The organism is Roseovarius sp. CH_XMU1461 (assembly GCF_037027165.1).
GTDB classification, from domain to species: domain Bacteria; phylum Pseudomonadota; class Alphaproteobacteria; order Rhodobacterales; family Rhodobacteraceae; genus Roseovarius; species Roseovarius nubinhibens.
Genome location: NZ_JAYMDV010000001.1, coordinates 571,666 through 586,380, shown reverse-complemented (window position 1 = coordinate 586,380; position 14,715 = coordinate 571,666). Strand labels below are relative to the sequence as shown.

At 63.2% G+C, this 14,715-nt stretch carries 12 protein-coding genes; 6 read left to right on the top strand and 6 right to left on the bottom strand.

What is annotated here, in order from left to right:
- Positions 1-22 precede the first annotated feature (22 nt).
- Genes WA237_RS02800 through WA237_RS02790 form a run of 3 tightly spaced genes read right to left on the bottom strand, consistent with a single transcriptional unit; the run spans position 23 to position 2,770 of the window.
- Positions 23-1,120, bottom strand: a complete 1,098-nt coding sequence (locus WA237_RS02800; RefSeq protein WP_336096603.1) for an ABC transporter ATP-binding protein — start codon at positions 1,118-1,120, stop codon at positions 23-25.
- Between the two features lie 7 nt (positions 1,121-1,127).
- Positions 1,128-1,913, bottom strand: a complete 786-nt coding sequence (locus tag WA237_RS02795) for an ABC transporter permease (protein ID WP_009812985.1) — start codon at positions 1,911-1,913, stop codon at positions 1,128-1,130.
- The gene (locus WA237_RS02790; protein WP_009812984.1) at positions 1,910-2,770 is read right to left on the bottom strand and encodes an ABC transporter permease; all 861 of its coding nucleotides are present in this window, start codon (positions 2,768-2,770) and stop codon (positions 1,910-1,912) included. Before WA237_RS02790 ends, WA237_RS02795 begins: the two co-directional genes overlap by 4 nt.
- Positions 2,771-2,917: 147 nt before the next feature.
- Between WA237_RS02790 and WA237_RS02785 the strand changes: the two genes are divergently transcribed.
- The 6 genes from WA237_RS02785 to WA237_RS02760 all read left to right on the top strand — a co-directional run bounded on the left by WA237_RS02785 (position 2,918) and on the right by WA237_RS02760 (position 10,934).
- Positions 2,918-3,556 (top strand): TetR family transcriptional regulator C-terminal domain-containing protein, encoded by a 639-nt coding sequence (locus WA237_RS02785; protein WP_336096602.1) that lies wholly within the window; start codon positions 2,918-2,920, stop codon positions 3,554-3,556.
- A gap of 243 nt (positions 3,557-3,799) precedes the next feature.
- On the top strand, positions 3,800-4,774 hold the full coding sequence (locus WA237_RS02780; protein ID WP_336096601.1) for a response regulator: 975 nt from the start codon (positions 3,800-3,802) through the stop codon (positions 4,772-4,774).
- The gene (locus WA237_RS02775) at positions 4,764-5,123 is read left to right on the top strand and encodes an Hpt domain-containing protein (protein ID WP_009812981.1); all 360 of its coding nucleotides are present in this window, start codon (positions 4,764-4,766) and stop codon (positions 5,121-5,123) included. The genes WA237_RS02780 and WA237_RS02775 overlap by 11 nt, the downstream gene beginning before the upstream one ends.
- Before the next feature lie 133 nt (positions 5,124-5,256).
- Entirely contained in the window at positions 5,257-8,547 is a 3,291-nt protein-coding gene (locus WA237_RS02770) for a PAS-domain containing protein (protein WP_336096600.1), read from the top strand.
- Between the two features lie 187 nt (positions 8,548-8,734).
- Positions 8,735-10,369 (top strand): PAS domain-containing sensor histidine kinase, encoded by a 1,635-nt coding sequence (locus tag WA237_RS02765; RefSeq protein WP_336096599.1) that lies wholly within the window; start codon positions 8,735-8,737, stop codon positions 10,367-10,369.
- 127 nt (positions 10,370-10,496) lie between these two features.
- Positions 10,497-10,934, top strand: coding sequence for a response regulator (locus tag WA237_RS02760; RefSeq protein ID WP_336096598.1), 438 nt, complete (start codon positions 10,497-10,499; stop codon positions 10,932-10,934).
- Between the two features lie 39 nt (positions 10,935-10,973).
- On the opposite strand, the gene WA237_RS02755 is transcribed toward WA237_RS02760, so the two are convergent.
- Genes WA237_RS02755 through WA237_RS02745 form a run of 3 tightly spaced genes read right to left on the bottom strand, consistent with a single transcriptional unit; the run spans position 10,974 to position 14,699 of the window.
- On the bottom strand, positions 10,974-12,545 hold the full coding sequence (locus tag WA237_RS02755) for a heme biosynthesis protein HemY (RefSeq protein ID WP_336096597.1): 1,572 nt from the start codon (positions 12,543-12,545) through the stop codon (positions 10,974-10,976).
- Between the two features lie 18 nt (positions 12,546-12,563).
- A complete protein-coding gene (locus WA237_RS02750) occupies positions 12,564-13,934 on the bottom strand; it encodes a COG4223 family protein (RefSeq protein ID WP_336096596.1) in 1,371 nt (456 codons plus the stop codon).
- 51 nt (positions 13,935-13,985) lie between these two features.
- Positions 13,986-14,699: a uroporphyrinogen-III synthase gene (locus WA237_RS02745; protein ID WP_286908329.1), complete on the bottom strand. Its 714-nt coding sequence runs from the start codon at positions 14,697-14,699 to the stop codon at positions 13,986-13,988.
- Positions 14,700-14,715 lie beyond the last annotated feature (16 nt).

Here is a 14,715-nt window from a genome sequence, read left to right as displayed (position 1 = left end):
TGGTCTGTATTGCGACGGTATTCTAGCTGTCCCGTCCGAGGTCGATCACCGAAGCGCTCTGGACCCCGAGCCAGACGGCATCGCCGGGTTTGAAATCGATACTGTGAAAGTAATTTGGCACGGAGGCGGCGATGGGTGTTTCGACCCCGTCGAGCAGCACGCGGTAATGGACGTTCTCGCCATAGAAGGCGACGTCGCGCACGGTGCCCTTGGCGACGGCATCGTAATCGGCGGGCCGGTCGGCGGCGATTTCGAGCTGTTCGGGCCGGATGCCGACCAGCGCCTGGGCGCTGCGGGCGGTGACATTCGGGTTCTGGTCGATCCGCATCCGGCCAAAGCCGGGCATCGTCACGTCGAGCGCGCCGCTCGCATCCTCTTTGGCATCGGCGGGCAGGAAATTCATGCCGCCGATGAAATTCGCCACCGCCCGGTTGCGGGGCCGGGCATAGAGCACATTGGGCGCATCGACCTGCACCAGCTCGCCATTGAACATGACGCCGATCCGGTCGGACATGGTCATCGCCTCATATTGGTCATGGGTGACCATGACGAAGGTGATGCCGAGGCTTTGCTGCAGATGGCGCATCTCGAACTGCATCTGTTCGCGCAGGTTCTTGTCCAGCGCCGAGAGCGGTTCGTCCAGCAAGAGCACCTTGGGGCGCATGACGAGGGCGCGGGCGAGGGCCACGCGCTGACGCTGGCCGCCCGAAAGCTCGGTCGCGCGGCGCGATTGCAGCCCGCCCAGCTCGACCATGTCGAGCGCCTCGGAGACGCGCTGATCGATCTCGGTGCGGGCGATGCCACGGCCGCGCAGCCCGTAGGCCACGTTGTCGCCGACATTGAGATGCGGGAAGATGGCGTAGCTCTGAAAGACCATATTGGTCGGGCGTTTGTTGGCCGGGATGTCGGACATGTCCTGCCCGTCGATCAGCACCTGTCCCGAGCTCGGCTCCTGAAACCCGGCGATCATCCGCAGCACCGTGGTCTTGCCACAGCCCGAGGGGCCGAGCAGCGAGAAGAATTCGCCCTGCCGCAGCGACAGCGAGACATTCGACACGGCAGTGAATTTGCCGAACCGCTTTTCCAGGTTCTGGAGGTCGATGATCGGAGTGTCGGACATGAAAACCTCAGGCTGATTTGGAGGAGGAACGGCGGCGGAAATATTCGGCAACGACAAGCAGCAGCACCGAGGCCAGCAGCAGCACAGAGCCAAGGGCCAGCGTGTTGGGCAGCTTGGCCGGGAAGCGGATCTGGCTCCAGATATAGACCGGCAGGGTCGGCTCGTTCCCGGAGAGGAAAAAGGCGAGCACGAATTCGTCAAAGCTCACGGTGAAGGTCACCAGAAAGCTCGACACGATGCCGGGGGCGACCACCGGCAGCGTCACCCGGCGGAAGGTTTCGAGCACGGTCGAGCCGAGATCATAGGCCGCCTCTTCGAGCGAGGCGTCGAAATCGTCAAAGGCGGATTTCATGATCGAGACCGAGAACGGCAGGGCGAGGAAGCTATGGCCGAGGATCACCGCGGTGAGCGAGGGTTTGAGCCCGATGGAGATGAAAAGCACCAGCATCGAGGAGGCGACGATGATGCCGGGGATCACCAGTGGCAGCATGACGAGCCCTTCGGAGGCCTCTTTGCCGGGGAAGCGGTTGCGCACATAGGCGCGGGCCGCAAAGAGCCCCATGGAGGTGGCGAGCAGCGCGGTGGTGATGCCGACAATCAGGCTGTTGCCGAGCGCGTTCAGCAGCGTGTCCTGCGCGCCGAGCTGGCGATACCAGTCGAGCGTCCAGCCCTTGATCGGAAAGGCCACGATGGTGCCGTCGTTGAAGGAAAACAGCGGCAGCAGCAGCACCGGCAGGTAGAGGAAGGCCAGGTAGAGCGTGGTGTAGATCAGCAGGCCATTGGCGCGTTTCATCGGATGCGTCTCCCTGCTGCGGTGAGGCCCAGCGCGAAGACGAGGGCGACAAAGCCCACCGCCAGCATCGCCAGCAGCGACAGGGTCGCGCCGAGCGGCCAGTTGTTGGCGGCGCCGAACTGCACCTGAATGAGATTGGCGATCATCTTGCCATCCGAGCCACCGACCAGCGAGGGGGTCACATAATCGCCCACGGTGGGGATGAAGATGATCAGGCTGGCGGCGATGATGCCGGGAATGGTCAGCGGCAGGGTGACGCGCAGGAACCGGGCGACCGCGCCATTGCCGAGATCGGTGGCGGCTTCGAGCAGGCTCGGGTCGATTTTCTGCAGCGAGACATAGATCGGCAGGATCGCGAAAGGGGCCCAGGCATGGGCGAGGGTCAGGACCACGGCGAATTCATTATAGAGCAGGAAGGTCAGCGGCTCGTCGATCATGCCGGTGACCATCAGGGCCGAATTCATCACCCCGTTAAAGCCGAGGATGAGTTTCCACGCGAAGACGCGGAGCAGGTAGCTCGACCAGAAGGGGATGGTGATGAGCAACAGCCAGAGCGTTTTCTTGCGGGCGCGGAAGGCGATGAAATAGGCGATCGGATAGGCGGTGAGCACGGTGGCCACGGTCACCGCGCCGGCGATCAGGATCGAGCGGATCATCAGATGCCGGACCAGCGGATCGGTCAGCGCCTCGCGGTAATTGGCCCAAGTGGGGGTGCGATCAATGCTCACATAGGTCTGGGTCCACATGGAATAGGCCACGAGGATGACCAGCGGCGCCGCAACCAGCAGCCCCACATAGAGCGTGGCCGGTGCAGCAAGGGTCAGGCCCCTGGAGGTGTCGCTTCGCAGTTTGAACATTTGTTCCCCGATCCGTCTGTCGCCGGGGAAATCCCCTAAATGGACGCTCGTCCATTAACCATTGCGCAGCGGGGTGCCTTGTGTCAATCTTCCTGTTAAAGTGCCGATACATTTTCAGTGAGGCCGATGCCCAAGCTCATGAAAGAAATGGAAAAGTCAGACGCCCCATCACGCGGGCGCAGCGGCGGACGGCAGCCTGAGAAGAACCGGCAGCTGTTGATCGATGCCACGCTCGACACGATTGCGATCCACGGAATCACCGAAACGACCGTCAGCCGGATCATCGAGCGGGCGGCGCTGTCGCGGGGGATGATCCACCTGCATTTCGGCGGTAAGGACAATCTTCTCGTGGCGGCGGCGCAGGCGTTCAACGAGGCCTATTACGACGAGATGGAGCGGCAGATGGCCGGGCTGCCGGACGCGCCGGCCGAGACCGTCATGGCGATTGTGCGGGCGGATCTGAGCGCCGAGTTGCTCAATGAACGCTCGGCCAAGATCTGGCATGCGTTCCGGGGGGTGGCGAGCGCCAACCCCGAGATCGCCCGGTTCAGCGACACCCGCGATTTCCGGCTGCGTCAGACCCTGCGGCAGGTGTTCGACCGGATCGCTGACGGCGAGGGCCATGCGGCGGACAGCCGGCTCGCGCGGGATGCGACCTATGGCACGCTGGTGATGATGGAGGGCATGTGGACCGACTTTCTCACCCATATGGACGCGTTCGATCGCACCGAGGCCGAGCGCATCGTGCGGCGGTTTTTGACGGGGCTGTTTCCCGACAGTTTCTAGTCGGTATTGCGTCGGTGCGGATGTTCGGGCGGCGCGCGGGCCGGGATGATCCGCATGGGGGTGTTTTGCCGGGGATCCGAGGCCGGAGGCGGCGGGCTGTGGCGCGCGGACCTCTTTCCCAAAATATCGCTTAAATTTGGACAGGTGCCATTTTGTCGCCACATTCGCATAGACATGATCGCACAACTAAAAGGTGAAATCCGTGTGAGTGCTCAAAAACAAAAAGAATAACCGAGGCACAAAATGAAAATTCTGATCGTTGACGATCAGCCGCTCTTCCTGGAGCTGATGACGAAGTATCTGGGAAACCTGGGGTATTTCGACACGCACCCTTGCACGTCAGGCGAAGAAGCGCTGCGTGAGATTCGAAAGTCGGAGATGCCGTTTGACTGCTGTCTGCTCGATATTCGGATGCCGGGAATGGATGGTATCACGCTCTGCCGGGCCATTCGGGCCGAGGCGGGCTATGACACCACGCCGATTCTCATGGTGACGGCGCTGTCGGATAAGGCGCATGTGGATCAGGCGTTCCGCAATGGGGCGAATGATTACCTGACCAAGCCGCTCGACAGTATCGAGCTTGGCGCGCGCATCCGTATGGCGCGGGCGCTCATCGAAGAGCGCCAGTCGGCGCTGCGGCTGCGCGATCAGATGGACCAAGTCGAGCGGGCCGAGAACACGCTCGGCTTTGGCGATCAGATCACCCTGGACGAGGGGCATAACACGCTGCCCTTTGCCGGGTTTGAAAACTATCTGCTGCGGCTCGGGCCTCTGCGCTTTGTGACGCAGGCGGTGGTCGGGCTGCATGTCAGCAATGCTTCGCAGATCTTTTTGCAATCTTCGCAATCGGAATTCGTCGACATCCTGCGCGAAGTGTCCTGCGCCATTGCCGAGAGCCTTGGCGACAGCCGGGCGATGCTGGCCTATGCCGGGGCCGGGGATTTTTGCGTGGTGCAGACGAAATCCGGTCGGCTCGCGAGTGAGCCGGAGGAGGCCGAAGTCATGGTCAATGACCGGATCGCGCAGCGGCTCGCGGTGCTGGAGACCTGCGCCCTGCCGATGCCGCGGGTGCAGATCGGGGCGGCGCAATCGAGCGGTGTCTTCGCGCGGGTCGATCCGGCGGAAATGGTCGCGCGGGCCATCTCTTCGGCGCGCGGGCAGGACGAGACGGCCAAAGCGGCGCGCTATGAGACCGAGGAGTATCGCCATGCGGGATGATCGCAAGATGACGGATATGCCTGCCGCGCTCAGCCAGGCCATCGCCGGGATGCGGCTCAGATTTATCGACACGATCGAAGAGAAAATCCTGCATCTCGAAGCCGCGCTGGCCGATCTGCGCAGCGGCAACGACCCGATTGAGGCGGCGCGCAAGATCGAAATGGCGTCGCATAGCCTCGCGGGGCTTGCACCCAGCCTCGGTTTTGCCGACATAGGCGCGGCGGCGGTGACATCGGAAGTGGCCTGGTCCAAGGCGCTCGAAGAGCGTGACAGCGACCCGGCGCTGCAGGCCGCATTGGATGCGGTCGAAGCCCTGATGGACCGTCTCGAGGCCGAATTGCCGGAGTGACGCTCCGTCATGAGGAGGTTTAACCGGGTTTAGTGTATCTTCGCAAGAATACCTGACGAAGTCCCAATGCTCGTTCAGCGCGAGTGAATCACAAGGTCTTTGAGTGACAAGAGCGAGGTCAAATACCGGACGCGTGCCGTTCATAACGCCAGCAGCGATTGCTGGCGGGCTTTTGATCGCGCTGTTTCTCGGCGTGGCGATCTATCTGGCCGAGGATCGGCGGGCGACGGCGTCTCTCAAGCAAGAGCAGCAGAATGCCGCCCGGTTCCTCGAACGGCTGGGCGACAAGTTTGATCTCTACCTCCATGATCAGGAGTTGCGCGCGCGCGGCGTGGCGACGGCGCTCGAGCTTGATGAAAGCATTGATCAGACGCGGTTTACCCATATTTCGAGCCGGTTTACCGAAAACGAACCGGCGATCCTGAACCTCGCCTATCTGATGGATGGGCGGATCGAGCTGGTGCATCCCTATGAGAGCAACAAGCAGGTTGTGGGGATCGATCTGCGCAAAAGGCCGCTGCAATATGCGGCGATCGAACGGGTGCAGCGGACCGGGATGACGGAATATCAGGGGCCGCTGATCCTGTTGCAGGGGCAGCCGGGTGTGTTGGTGCGGATGCCGGTGTCGCCCATTCAGGCCGAGGGCGAGGGCACGCCGGTCACCCGGGTGGTGTCGCTGGTGCTCGATGCTGAGGCGCTGCTCGAGGCGGCGCTGGCGATGACGGTCATGGAAAACGCCGAGTGGGAAGGCTACCGGGTCGCGATCCGGTCCGATGAGGCGGGCAATGGCAGCCGCGAGGTGGTGATCGGCGATGCCGCCACGCTCGAGGCCGAGCCGCTGTCGCAAACCTCGGCGATGAAGGGGATGGCGCTCGATATTTACGCGGCGCCGATGGCCGGTTGGGGCAGCAAATACGAGCCGCATTGGGAAACCTATGTGAGCCTGTTCATCATGGCGGCGATGATCTGGGGCGCGGCGCTGGGGCTGCGGCAGCAAAATCTCGAACGCCGTCGGGCGCAGGTGCAGCTCAAACTGGCGGTGGACAGCCTGTCGGACGGGTTCATCCTGCTCGATGAAGAGTATCGTATGGTGCTGTTCAACCAGCCCTATCTCGATCTGCATGACAAGATTGCCGATGCGATCAAACCCGGGGTCTATTTCAAGGATATTCTGGCGCTTGGGATCGAGCGTGGCCAGTTCCCCGATGCGGTCGGGCGCGAGGAGGAATGGCTCGCCGAGCAGCTCAAACCGCCGGGCGAAGACGGCAATGATTTCGAAGTGGCCTTCAGCGGCGGGCGCTGGGTGCGGATCTATGAAAAGGGCACGCCGAATGGCGGTCTGGTCGGTTTGCGCAGCGATATCACGCGGCAGGTGGAAACCCGATACCGGGCCGAAGTGGCGGAACAGCTGGCGCAGAAGTCCAAGGACCTTCTGATGACCGCGATCGAGACGCTGCCCGATGCCTTTGTGCTCTATGATGCCGAGGATCGGCTGGTGGTTTGCAACCGCAAGTACAAGGAATTCTACAAGAAAAGCGCCGAGGCCATGGTGCCGGGCGCGCGGTTTGTCGATATCCTTCGCTTTGGCCTGCGGCATGGGCAATATCCGGAGGCGCTTGGCCGGGAAGAGGAATGGCTGGCGGACCGGATGGCGAGCCACCGGGCGGCAGATGATATTATTGAGCAGCAGCTCGACGATGGGCGCTGTTTGCGCATCCTTGAGCGGCCGACGCCGGATGGCGGGCGGGTGAGCCTGCGGATGGATGTGACCGAGCTGGTGCAGAGCCGGGCGCGGGCGGAACAGGCCGAGCGGCGGCTGCGCGATGCGATCAACGCGATGCCGGCGGGGTTCTGGCTGACGGATGGGGATCGCCGTTTGACCATGTTCAACGACTACTATCTGTCCCTCTATGAAAAGAGCGCGCCGGCGATCAAGATCGGCGTGTCGGAGGAGGATGTGGTCGCCTATGGGCTCGAGCGGGGCGAATACCCCGAGGCGGTCGGGCGCGAGGAGGAATGGCTCGCGGCGCATCACAAGCGGATGGATGGCGGCGAATATCAGTGGGAATACCCGCTGCAGAACGGCCGCTGGGTCCGGTCCTATTCGCATCCGACCTCGGATGGCGGGCGGGTCGGCATCCGGGTCGATATCACCGAGCTGAAGAAGCAGGAAACGCAGCTTCTGTCGTCGAATGAGAAATTGCGCACCGCGCTGAGCGAACGCGACGCTGCCGAGAAACGGTTCTCGGATGTGGCGGAGATCAGCAACGACTGGTTCTGGGAACAGGATGCCGATCTGCGGTTCACCTATATTTCCGAAGGGTTCGAGCGGCTGTTTGGCGGCGACACGCGCAAGAGCATCGGGATGAAAATCTCGGAGATCGTCGAGGCGCTCAGCGGGCTGAAAGAGGTGGCGGATTGGGAGCTGCTCTTTGCCGCGCAGGACCGGCGGGAGACCTTCCGCAATCTTGTCTACCCGGCGCTGAGCTCGGACCGGCAGCCGAAATGGATCCAGATCAGCGGTGTGCCCTTCTACGACGACAATGGCAATTTTGCCGGCTATCGCGGCGTCGGCACCGATATCACCGTGCTCTATAACGCGCTGCAGGAGGCGGAGGCCGCGAATGTGGCCAAGACCGATTTCCTCAATGTGATGAGCCATGAGCTGCGCACGCCGCTGACGGTTATCCTGGGCTATAACTCCTTCCTGGCCAAGCCGGAGCTCTTGACCTCGGTCAAGGAGCTGCGCGAGGCGGCCAGTGCCGGGGACCTGACCGCCACCGGTGCCATCGAACATCTGGAGGCGGTGCAGCGCGAGGTCGGGAAATACGCGGGCAAGATGGAAGATTCGGGCAAGCATCTGCTCAAGCTGATCAATGAAATGCTGGATCTGGCCAAGATCGATGCCGGCAAGCTCAAGATCGATCCGGTCGATCTTGAGCTCGAGCGGGTGGTGCGGTCGGTGCTCGATCAGTTCAGCAACGCGGCGCATGAGAAATCGGTCGATCTCGTCGGGGCGATCGGCGAGCTGAGCGTGTTTGCCGATGAAATGCGCCTGCGTCAGATCCTGATCAACCTTGTGGGCAATGCGCTCAAGTTCACCGACAAGGGGCAGATCCGGATCGAGGCCGAAGTGAAGGGCGCGGATGTGGCGATCCATGTGCGCGACAGCGGCTGTGGCATCCCGGCCAAGGAGCAGGCGCTGATCTTCGACCAGTTCAACCAGATCGATTCCTCGGCGAGCCGGGCCAAGGGCGGCACCGGTCTCGGGCTGACCATTTCGCGCCGGTTGGTCGAGCTTCAGGGCGGGCGGATTTCGGTGACGAGCGAAGAGGGCAAGGGCAGCGTCTTTACCTTTACCCTGCCGATGGAGGAGCGAAAGCCCAGCGGCGACAGCGGCGCGGTGCCGACCAAGGTCGCCTGAGCCGGCGCGGCGCGCGCGCCGGTTTCGTGTGAAACTGCCTTATTTTCGCCGTTCTTTGATCAAACTGGGACCGTCTTCCCCCGGCATTTTGATCAAAAGAGATTGAACCGACCACTCGACTGTTGGGGTGCGAGTGCTTGGAAGCACAGGTTGGCAAATGAAAAGTTCTTTACGAGTATTCTGGGTCTTGAGTGGTGCCTTGTTCGTCACCGCCGCCATGTCCATCTTCACCTTCTTGAATCTGGTTCCGGCGGATCATTCCGGCTCGCTCTGGATGATTTACGCGGCCCATTGGGCGCTGATCATCGGGCTTCTGGTGGTGGCGTTTCGGCGCGGTAGCGAGACGATGCGCCTGCGGGAGCACCTGTTGAAAAGCCAGCAGGCAGAGCTGGCATTTCGCGAAAAAGCCATCAATGAACATGCGATGATTCTGACCACCGATTCCGAGGGTAAGATCCTCAGCGTGAATGAGAATTTCACCAATGCCCTCGGCTTTCGCGCGAATGGGTTGCGGGGCTCGGAGCTGCGCCACTTTCTGGGCGCGGCGGACAGCGCCCCCTATGAGGCGATTGCCCGCCAGACCAATGTCGGCGATGTCTGGAGCGGCGATCTCGAGGTGCTGAGCGCGAGCGGCAAGCTGCGCATCCTGCGGACCACGGCAGTGCCGCTGTTCAGCACCGGGATGGGCCATCTCAAGACCATGTATTTCTGCAATGACGTGACCAAGCAGCGGAGCGGCGAGCAAGAGCGGCAATTGACCCGTTGCCTGCAGCTGCTGCCCGAGGATGTCTATCTCGTCGATATGGACTCGGGCAAAATCTTGTTCATGAACGATGCGGCACTGCGTCGGATGCGCTGGCCGGAGGGCGAGTACCGGACATACGGGGCCGACCGGCTGCCAGACCCGTTTGGGGCCGCAATTCGCGATCTTTGTGCGCAGGAGACGCCGACGGATGCCTCCGAGACGCTGCAATTCCAGACCGAATGCCATGGCGTGGCGATGGAGGCCAATGTCCAGATCATCGAGACCGTCGATGGGCAAAAGCGCTTTGTGGCGGTGCTGCGCGATATTTCACAACGGATGGAGGCCGAGGCCACGCGCCGGAACTTCATGTCGATGATGACCCATGAGCTGCGCACGCCGCTCACCTCGATCAAGGGCGCGGTGCAATTGCTGACCGCGGGGACGGCGGGGCCGCTCGAGCCGGGGGTGATGTCGCTGTTGCGGATTGCCGAGAACAATGGCGAGCGTCTGCTGGGGCTGGTGAATGACATTCTCGACCTGAGCAAGCTCGAGGCGGGCAAGATGGAATTTACCATGGGCCGGATGGATCTTCGGGCGTTGATCGATGAGGCCATCGAATCGGATGCGAGCTATGCCTCGGGGCTGGGGGTCACGCTGCGCTGCAAATCGCCCGAGACGCCGCTTTGGGTGACGGGCGACAAGGGGCGGCTGTTGCAGGTTCTGACCAATCTAATGTCCAACGCCGCCAAGTTTTCCGAGACCGGCAGCCAGGTCGAGATCAGTGCCCACCCGAATGGCGACATGATCCGGGTGGCGATCAGCGACCGTGGTCCGGGCATCCCAGAGGCGGCGCGCGCGGGTCTCTTTGAGCCGTTCAAACAGGCGGGTGCCCAGGACAAGGGCCGCATCAAGGGCACGGGTCTGGGGCTCACCATCGTGAAGGCGATTGTCGAGCATCACGATGGGCGGGTGGATTTCGTCAGCGAGCTTGGCAAGGGGACGACGTTTTATTTCGACCTTCCCCAATGCGCGCAATCGACGAAAACCCGTCAAAGCGCGCTGGACCACGCGGCGTAATCCTGTAAGTGTGAACCACAATTTGACTGGAATATGGGCCCGCGGTGGCAGCTTGGCCTGAATTTCGACGTGATTTCCCTGTATAGGGGTCATGAATATTCTTTGAGTTATCTAAGGATATGCTACTATGGGCGAAGTCGTAGACTTTAAGGTTCAGATGACGGCACAGCGGTTTAAAAAAATTCTTCACGCCGAAGATGACCCGGATATTCGCGAGATTGCGCGGATGTCTCTCGAGATGATCGGTGGGTTTGAAATTCTTCAATGCGCTTCAGGCGAAGAGGTGTTGAAAGCGGCGAATGATTTCGCGCCGGATATGTTTCTCATGGATGTGATGATGCCGGGGATGGACGGGCGGGAATCCGTGCGCCAGCTGCGGCAGAGCGCGAATTTCGCAGAGACGCCGGTGGTGTTCGTTACCGCCAAAGCGTCGAATGTGGATGTGGATCAGCTCAAGGAAGAGTTTGAAGCGGCGGTGATCACCAAGCCCTTCGATCCGATCACCTTGCCCGATCAGCTCAAGGAAATCTGGAGCCGGATGACGCCGGAACCTGCAGGCAGCTGATCTGGGCTGACAGGTGGGATTGATAGACCCCGCGCCCGATCAGGCGCGGGTTTCTTTTTGTGTCTCAGATTGTGTCGCAGCTTGTGTGTCCGTCGCGGGCTGCGTGTCGGAAGCCGAGGCGTCATCGACAATCTCGGCATCGACGATATCGGCTTCGGGGGGTGTCCCAGAACTGGTTGCGGCATCGGTCTCGGGGCTCTCGGGCTCGGCCTTGGGCGGCTGGGCCGGTTCTTCGAGGGCGCCGACGATCAGCGGCAGCATGGCCACGCCGGTGGGCATGGCCGGGGCCGCGCCGGGGGCGTTGCGCCATTCGAGCGTGTCGACCGCGTGGCAATGGGCGCAGGTGGGGGCCCATTCATGGTGGATATGCTGGCAGTTCTCGCAGATCCATTGCGGGCCGCGCGCGGCGGCGACGGCGCGGGCGAGCCAGCCTTTGACCACCGTGTCATTGGCGCCAGCGCCGCGTTCGATGGCCGCCATGATGGTCAGCGAGCGGGCGTCGGGCGCGGTTTCGGCGAGGGTGCCGAGGGCGCGGCGGGCGGCGGGGAAATCCTCGGCCGCGATTTGCAATTCAGCCTCGACGAGCTTGGCCTCGGGGTGATCGGGCGAGAGCTTGAACAGTTTGGCAAAGCGTTTGAGGCGCTGGTCCGGGGTTTCATCCGGCTCGATCGCGGCATAGGCGGCGGCGAGATCGGGGTGCGGCTGGCTCTCCCAAGCCTTGCGGATGACCCGCGTGGCATAGCGTTTCGACCCGTCCTCGATATAGGCCTGCGCGGCCATGACGGCGGCGGGGACGAGATGCGGCGACAGGCGGTTGGCCTCGATCGCGGTTTCCTTGGCCTCGATCGTGCTGTTCTCGGCGGCGATGTCGCGGGCCTCGGCGAGGGCGAGGATCGCGTCGCGGCGACGGTGCAGATCGCGCGGCAGGCTACCGTGCTTGAGCTTGGCGTTGAGCGTGGCGCGGGCGCCTTTCCAATCAGCCTGACCGGCCTGAAGCTGCAGCAGCGTGTCCTGCACCTCTTCGTGGGTCGGTTTCAGGCCAAAGGCGGTTTCGGCCAGTTTGAGCGCGGTGTCGGTGTCGCCCTCTTCGATCTTTTGCTTGAGCAGACCACGGACGCCGACAAAGCGGGTCTTGTCGTCCTTGAGCAGGCGTTTGTAGACCTCTTCGGCGGTGCGACGGTCGCCGGTGAGCTCGGCCGCTTGGGCGGTGAGCAGGTTGGTCAGCTCGGGTTTGTGAAGGTATTTCTCGGCCCGGGCGGCGCGGGACATGGCGAGTTTGCCCTCGCCCGAGGCCAGCGCCATCATGCCTTCGGTCAGGGCGCGGTAGCCTTTTTCCTGCCGGTTGCGGTCGAAATAGCGCGACATGGCGGTTTCGTCGCCATTGATGAAGCGCAGCAAGGCGACCAGCAGCGCGCCGAGTTTGAGCAGCAGCCAGAGCGTCAGCAAAAGCAGCGCCAGCGTGATGATCGCGTTGAGCGGCGTCAGGTTGACCTCATAGCCGGCCATGACGATTCGCACGCCGCCTTCGAGGCTCAGCAGATGCATGGCGGCAAAGCTGGCGGCCAGGATGAGGCCAAGGAAAACAACGATCTTGATCACGGACCAAAGCATGAATGCGCCCTTTCGGCGTTAGTTGAGCTGCGCGCCGAGCGTGTCGGCGGCTTGGGTGGCGGTCAGGCGGGTCTGGGCCTGGTCGACCCAGCCGGCAATCTCGGCCTGGGCGGGATCGGGAAGGGTGGCGAGCTCTTCCAGCGTGGCGGCCAGTTGCCCGTCGCGGAGGGCGGCCTCGGCGCGCGAGAGGATGGCGTCGGGGTCGTTGCCTTCGCGCGGCTCGAGCGAGCGGACGCCGAGCTGTGAGTTCAGGAAGCCGAGCACGCCCGAGCCTGCATGCGCGTCGGGATCGGCGCGGCGGGCGGCCTCAAGGGCGCGGCGGGCGGCGTCCGGGAAGCTTGTTTGCAAGGCCGCGAGGGTCGGCGCGCCGCTGTTTGCGATGGCTTGGAGATCGCTGGGGATCTCTTGCCCGGTGTTGGCGAGATCGTCGAGCGCCTCGGCGAAGGGGCTGCCATTGTCGAGCGCGGTGCGGACGCGGGTGAGGGCGGCGCGGCGGAGGGTGTCGCGGGCGGCGGTGCGGGCCTGGTCGTCTTTTTGGGCGGCTTCGGCGAGGAGGCGGTCCATTTCTTCGCGGAGCTTTTGCAGCTCGTCGGAGGAGACGGCTTCGCCCGCGGGGGCGGCGCGTTGGGCGAGGGTTTCGGCGGCGGCGAGACGGTCGCCAAGGGCCGAGAGCTGGGCCTCGATATCGGTGATCTGATCGGGGCTGACGGTCTCGGGCTGGGCCGAGGACATGTCCGCAAGCTGTTGGGATAGAGCGGAAATTTCCTTGTTCTGCTCGGCGAGACGGGTTTCGAGACGGGTCAGGGCCTCGTCATCGCCCTGAGGCAGGAGGCCGAGTTGCGGCAGCAGGAGATAGGCGGCCAGGGCCCCGACCAGAGCGGCGGTGACGCCGCCGAAAAAGAGCGCGCCAAAGCCCGCGCCGCCGCCGGTTTCAGAGGCGGGAGGCGTCGGGGTGGGCGGGGGTGTGGCCGCAGATTTCGACGTCGGTATCTCGTCGGTATTTCGACTGTTTTGCGACGGTGCGTTTTTGGCGCTGTCCGCCGGTTTGTCAGCGGGCGTTTCGGCAGGTTTGTCGGCAGGTTTCGCCGTGTCGGATTTGACAGGGTCCGATTTCACCGGCTCCGATTTCTTAGAGTCGGATTTCACCGGGTCCGGCTTGGCGGGCGCGTCAGGCTTGGCAGACGCGTCGGGCTTTGCGCTGGTCGCAGCTTTGGCGGCGGCCTCGGGCTTGGCGGCCTCGGACTTGGCAGGCTCAGGCTTGGCGGCCTCGGGCTTGGCGTCGGATTTGGCGGTGGCCCCAGTTTTGGCTTCGGATTTCGCCTCGGGTTTGGAAGCGGCTTTGGCGGCCGTGTCCTCGTCGCGTTTCGAGTTCTTCTTGTCACTGGACACTTAGCTCACCCTCTCTGCGCGGACGCGTTTTGTTAACCACCCTAAGCCACCTTACTGTGGCGAATTTTCTCCCTCAACCCGCTTCGCGATTTCCCACGCGGCGGGCAGCGCCATCAGCATCGCCTCGGCATCGGGCCGGTCGGCGACGATCACGGCACGGGCCGCACCGCGCGGCACGCGCGCCGCGACCGCGTTGCTGAGTGCAAGCACGACGAGCGGCGCCCGGGCGGCGGCGTCTTGGAAGAATATGTGGCAAGTGCGGGGGGAGAAAAGGGGCAAAATCACCGCAGTCTCCCCTTCGAGGAGGGTTCGGGCCTCGGCGGTGAGCGGGCGCTGATGCTGATGATAGACAGCGTGATCGAGCGCGGCATGGCCCATGGCGCGCAGCGCCGCCGCCACATCGCAGGCCATGTGATTGCCATGCAGATGCAGCGCCGGGGTGGGCGGCGGCGAGTGTTTGAAATGGTCGAGAAGATGCGCGGCATCGGGGGCGACATGGCGCAGATCATGGCCCGCGGCACGGGCCAGCGCACCCAGTTTCGGCCCCACCACCCAGAGCGGCAGGCCGAGAGGGGCGGCAAAAAGCGCGTGTTTCGACGTCAGGATCAGGCTCATCGCATCGCCGGGATCGGGGATGGCGAGGGGTTCGATCTCGATCAGGGGGGCGCGGACCACCGGCACCTCAGCGCCGAGCACATGGCGGGCGTCGCGGGCAAATTCCACGTCGTCGGGGCTGGGCCGTGTGATCAGCAGGCTGGGGGCCATGTCACCTCCGTGACGG

What these genes read in the sequence shown, in the direction of transcription:
- WA237_RS02785 (WP_336096602.1), top strand. Translation starts at nt 2,918, where the DNA reads ATGGAAAAGTCAGACGCCCCATCACGCGGGCGCAGCGGCGGACGGCAG.
- WA237_RS02780 (WP_336096601.1), top strand. Translation starts at nt 3,800, where the DNA reads ATGAAAATTCTGATCGTTGACGATCAGCCGCTCTTCCTGGAGCTGATG.
- WA237_RS02755 (WP_336096597.1), bottom strand. Translation starts at nt 12,545, where the DNA reads ATGCTTTGGTCCGTGATCAAGATCGTTGTTTTCCTTGGCCTCATCCTG.
- WA237_RS02795 (WP_009812985.1), bottom strand. Translation starts at nt 1,913, where the DNA reads ATGAAACGCGCCAATGGCCTGCTGATCTACACCACGCTCTACCTGGCC.
- WA237_RS02745 (WP_286908329.1), bottom strand. Translation starts at nt 14,699, where the DNA reads ATGGCCCCCAGCCTGCTGATCACACGGCCCAGCCCCGACGACGTGGAA.
- WA237_RS02790 (WP_009812984.1), bottom strand. Translation starts at nt 2,770, where the DNA reads ATGTTCAAACTGCGAAGCGACACCTCCAGGGGCCTGACCCTTGCTGCA.
- WA237_RS02800 (WP_336096603.1), bottom strand. Translation starts at nt 1,120, where the DNA reads ATGTCCGACACTCCGATCATCGACCTCCAGAACCTGGAAAAGCGGTTC.
- WA237_RS02760 (WP_336096598.1), top strand. Translation starts at nt 10,497, where the DNA reads ATGGGCGAAGTCGTAGACTTTAAGGTTCAGATGACGGCACAGCGGTTT.
- WA237_RS02775 (WP_009812981.1), top strand. Translation starts at nt 4,764, where the DNA reads ATGCGGGATGATCGCAAGATGACGGATATGCCTGCCGCGCTCAGCCAG.